The 4,504-nt window shown below is 42.7% G+C and carries 3 protein-coding genes; all 3 read left to right on the top strand.

Annotated features, from left to right (window positions below):
* The first annotated feature begins 108 nt into the window (after positions 1-108).
* The 3 genes from H6S82_RS19840 to H6S82_RS19830 all read left to right on the top strand — a co-directional run bounded on the left by H6S82_RS19840 (position 109) and on the right by H6S82_RS19830 (position 4,350).
* Positions 109-2,004, top strand: a complete 1,896-nt coding sequence (locus tag H6S82_RS19840) for a thiamine pyrophosphate-dependent enzyme (RefSeq protein WP_190465191.1) — start codon at positions 109-111, stop codon at positions 2,002-2,004.
* Between the two features lie 31 nt (positions 2,005-2,035).
* The gene (locus H6S82_RS19835; protein ID WP_190465190.1) at positions 2,036-3,073 is read left to right on the top strand and encodes a methyltransferase; all 1,038 of its coding nucleotides are present in this window, start codon (positions 2,036-2,038) and stop codon (positions 3,071-3,073) included.
* 146 nt (positions 3,074-3,219) lie between these two features.
* The gene (locus tag H6S82_RS19830; protein WP_190465189.1) at positions 3,220-4,350 is read left to right on the top strand and encodes a 3-oxoacyl-ACP synthase III family protein; all 1,131 of its coding nucleotides are present in this window, start codon (positions 3,220-3,222) and stop codon (positions 4,348-4,350) included.
* The last annotated feature ends 154 nt before the right edge of the window (positions 4,351-4,504 follow it).

The following is a 4,504-nucleotide window of genomic DNA, read 5'->3' as shown; positions in this document are numbered from 1 at the left end:
AGTCTGAGAAAAAACCAAACCAAAAATTTCTAAAGCGATCGCGCTAAGAGATGGGACGGACAAAACACTCATAGTTCAGTTTACGTAAAAGATGCTGGTTGTGTGGGGATGAATAACGTTTTAATTACGCCAAACTCGGTTGGCGAACAATCTGCGAATGAGCGGAAAAAAATTGATGAGATAAAAAGAAATTTGGATTGGGACACAAAAACGCTTGTTAGCCCAGATAGTGCTGTAAAACAGCAAATACCCTCAATCAATTCCGAAAAAAATTCCAACGATAATCGAGAAAGTTTGGGTGCATTCCCTCAGCTTAACGAGCGGTCACTTGCTGGTGAATCGGTGGCTGAAGCTGTGGTTAAGATGCTCGAAAGATTGGGCGTAAAGTATGCGTTTGGAGTTTCGGGAGGTGCGATCGCTCCTATGTGGGCGGCGCTGGAAAACAGTTCCATTCAAGTGATTCACTTCCGGCACGAATCGGGTGCAGCTTTTGCCGCAACCGAAGCTTATTTTGCCAGTGGCGATCCTGTAGCAGTTTTTACTACAGCAGGGCCGGGAATTACCAATGCCTTAACGGGAATGTTCGCGGCACGTTGGGAAGGGGCAAAAGTGATTTTGATCTCGCCTTTTACCTCAGCAGCACAACGAGGTAGGTTAGCTTTTCAAGAAACTAGCCCTTATACGATGCCAATAGAAGGGATTTTTACTTCGGGAGCGCTGTTTCATTATGCAAAAATTTTGGAGGATGTCAAGCAACTGTCAGAAGTATTTTGGCAGTTAGAGGAAGGGTTAGTGCAACCTAGTGGTTTTGTCGCTCATATCAGCGTTCCCACGGCTATCCAGTTAAGTTTGAGTAATGTCTCAATCCCCCAAAAAAGGTTATTTCATTCTGCGATCGCTCCTGAGAAAGAGGTCGAGGAGTGTGCCAAGATACTATCTGAAAAACCATTTGCGATCTGGCTGGGTTTTGGGGCGCGGGGTGCTACCGATCAGATCCGCGAACTCGTTAAAGAAACTGGGGCAGTCGTGATGTGTTCGCCCCGTGGTAAAGGAATTTTTCCGGAAGATGACCAACAATTTATCGGAGTTACAGGATTTGGCGGCAATGCGTCTGCGATCGCTTCTATGCAGGAAGAAATGCCAGAACGGGTGTTGGTATTAGGGACTCGCTTGGGTGAATTCACTTGGAGTCCGGCAATGACTCCCTCTGGGGAGTTTATTCATGTTGACCTTAACCCGGATGTGCTAAAAACTGTCTATCCAAAGGTCAAGAAGATACCGATAAAATCTGATGTGAACGCATTTGTGAATAAGTTACTCAAGTGCCTTCAGAAATATCCCAAAACATCAAAAGCGTTCGCGAAGCGTAGCGTTAGCCGTATCCCAAAATCCTGGCCATCACAAGAATTATTCACCCCCCGCGATACTGGGCTAATCAGACCGGAAGTATTGATGCAAGCAATTCAGCGAGTCGTTGTTGATGGAAGTGATGCGCTAACGATCGCAGAGGCGGGAAATTCCTTTGCGTGGACAACCAATAAATTGCGGTTTACCGAACCGGGACGCTATCGAGTCAGCACTGGGTTTGGCTCGATGGGTCATGCGGTGACGGGCGTTTTGGGCGCTGCTTTAGTGCGGAATAAAAAAGCAGTCGCGATCGTTGGGGATGGGGCGATGTTAATGAATGGCGGAGATATTAGCACAGCGGTTAAGTATAAAATTTCTGCGGTTTGGGTTGTTCTCAACGACGGTCGTTACAATATGTGCGCTCAAGGTATGGCAAGACTTGGGTTTGATGGTGTGGATGCAGAATTTCCTTCAGTAGATTTCGTACAGATGGCTAAGAGTATGGGAGCTGATGGCACTCGCGTGGAACGCGAATCTGAGCTTGAGAAAGCTTTGAAAGAAGCAATGGCATCGGAAAAGCCGTTTGTGGTTGATGTCATCATCGATCCGACTTGTCCTGCACCAATCGGCAATCGGATTCAAAGTTTAGTTGCATAAAGTTCTAAATAGTAACATATAGGAGGTTAAAATGAGTCAGCAAACTTGTGTCAACATTCAAAAACCTAAGACAGATGAAGGGCTACTGTGGAATATTTTGTTAGCTGGTCAAGCTCATCGAGTTCTTCTTGTAGCCCATAACTTAAAGCTATTCTCTGTTCTGGCTGAAAAACCCCTTTCTTTTGGGGAAATCTGCGACAAGTTAAAGATTGCTAGCCGTCCAGCTTTTGCTATTTTGAGCGTACTTACATCTATAGGATTAATAGATGTGACAGAAGACTCTTATTGCCTAACTTTGCTAGCCAGAGAATATCTGTTGGAAAACAGCCATACATATTTCGGTGGTTTTTTGGATTTGATGATTGTAAATGATGAATTAGTCTCATCATTTGATAGTTTAAAGCAAGCCGTACTGACCAACTCTCAGCAACTTGCTGAAAACAGGCAATTCAAGTCTTTTGAAGAGCAAGTAGCTGCTGCACGAAACTTCACCTATGGAATGCACGGCCACAGTATGGGAGCAGCATTAGCTTGGCCAGAATTGCTAAACTTATCCGAGTATAAACAATTATTAGATATTGCTGGAGGGTCAGGCGCTCACTCGATTGGCGTTGTATTGAAATGGCCTCAATTGCAGGCTACTGTCTTCGATTTGCAACCTGTTTGTGAAGTAGCTCAGGAGTTCGTTACGCGCTATGGTTTGCAGAGTCAAGTTAGAACTTTTGTAGGTGATATGTGGAAGGATTCTTTTCCACCAGCAGATCTGCATTTTTACTCGGATATATATCACGATTGGTCGCCAGAACAAGGGCAGTTTTTAACTCAAAAAAGTTTTGAAAGCTTGTTACCTGGTGGTCGGATTATTATCCATGAAATGCTCTATGACGACTCTAAAAAAGGCCCGTTTACGGTTGCTGCATACAATGTAGGAATGCTTGTAGGGATGCAGGGACAGCAATATTCAGGTGCTGAATTGTCTGCCATGTTAGCAGAAGTTGGTTTTACTGAAATCGAAGTAAAGCCTAGCACTGGCTATTGGAGTATTGTTACTGGTTGTAAACCGAAATAATTGCTTTTTGTTTGGAATGAGCGTACCCATTAATAGTCAAATTCAAAGCTTGATTACCGCTGTTTACTGGACTAATGAGCGCGTAAAAAATAGTTGCTTTCAGTAAATAAAGGACATAATTGTTTTGAAAAAGGAGCATTTTTATTATGAAAATACCTGTGGGTATTAAGTCTATTGCTGTTAGTTTTCCTAAGACTATAAGGACAAATAATTATTTTCGTCAAAATTATCCTGAATTGGTAGAAAAGGCTGAACACAAAAGCTTAGCAAGGGCATTTTCTCCTGCTGAATCACTCAACAACAAAGACGTTGATTTGTGGGCTAAGGCAATGAATCCCTATCTGTCCGATCCTTTTCGAGGTGCAGTAGAACGGCGAGTACTTGGTCTTGATGAATCTTCGCTGACTTTGGAATATGATGCAGCGATGAAAGCACTTGAAGCAGCAAAACTTTTTCCTGAAGACATCGATTTAATGCTCGTTACCTCAATGTTTCCAGAGCAAATAGTACCAGGAAATGCTGCCTTTTTAGCTGGTAAATTAGGTTTACAGGGGGCTGCATGGAACCTTGATTCAACTTGCACGAGTAGCCTAGTTGCACTCCAAACTGCTTGTTCCTTAGTACGAACGGGAGAATACTGTAATGTGTTGGTAGTAGCATCATCTGCGTTTTCTCGTTTCATTGATGAAAATGATACACTCTCATTTTTAGTAGGTGATGGTGCCGGAGCTTTTGTAGTTGGAAAACTCAAAACAAACCAAGGTATTCTCAGCAGCAAAATTATTCATAGTTCTGAAACTTGTCATGCTTTCTTTAATGAACTTGCTGTAGATTCTCATGGCAATCCACGAATGTTTATTCGGGCAGGAAATAAAGCTAATAAAATGTTTAGCGATGTGTTTGTAAAATTTTGTCGCTTGTGTTGTGAAGATGCTATCGCTCATGCTGGTGTGACACTCGATGAAATTGACTTTTTTGTTTTCAATACAAACACTGCTTGGTATTCAAGTGTTTACACACAGGCATTAGGAATCGACCCTGAGCGCACAATTAACCCCAACCCTGTATACGGGAATATTGGAGCCGCATCTCCAATTGTTAATCTTTACCACGCTTCTCAATTGAGTAAAATTCGTGAAAATGATCTTGTTCTTATTTACACCTTCGGCGGAACATCTACTGCTGGAGCAATAGTTATGCGTTGGGGGGACGTGGCACTCGGCCTTACCCCCGCATCTTCACCGATGCTAATAAACGTTTCTGTTGGAGCAAGTTAAACTACTTGTGCAACCGATAAAAAAGCATCAAGAGTAGACTGAAAAGCCAATTTTTATCGGTAAATAGCCTACAACTCTTCTATTTAGGCTTCACAGATAAATTGTTAGATACATTAACAACTTCAGGAAATTTATCATGTATATTCCTAGTTTT

Source organism: Planktothrix sp. FACHB-1355, from assembly GCF_014748295.1.
GTDB lineage: Bacteria > Cyanobacteriota > Cyanobacteriia > Cyanobacteriales > Aerosakkonemataceae > Aerosakkonema > Aerosakkonema funiforme_A.
The sequence above is the reverse complement of the archived record's forward strand: the minus strand, read 5'-3'. Positions and strand labels throughout refer to the sequence as shown.

What these genes read in the sequence shown, in the direction of transcription:
- H6S82_RS19830 (WP_190465189.1), top strand. Translation starts at nt 3,220, where the DNA reads ATGAAAATACCTGTGGGTATTAAGTCTATTGCTGTTAGTTTTCCTAAG.
- H6S82_RS19840 (WP_190465191.1), top strand. Translation starts at nt 109, where the DNA reads ATGAATAACGTTTTAATTACGCCAAACTCGGTTGGCGAACAATCTGCG.
- H6S82_RS19835 (WP_190465190.1), top strand. Translation starts at nt 2,036, where the DNA reads ATGAGTCAGCAAACTTGTGTCAACATTCAAAAACCTAAGACAGATGAA.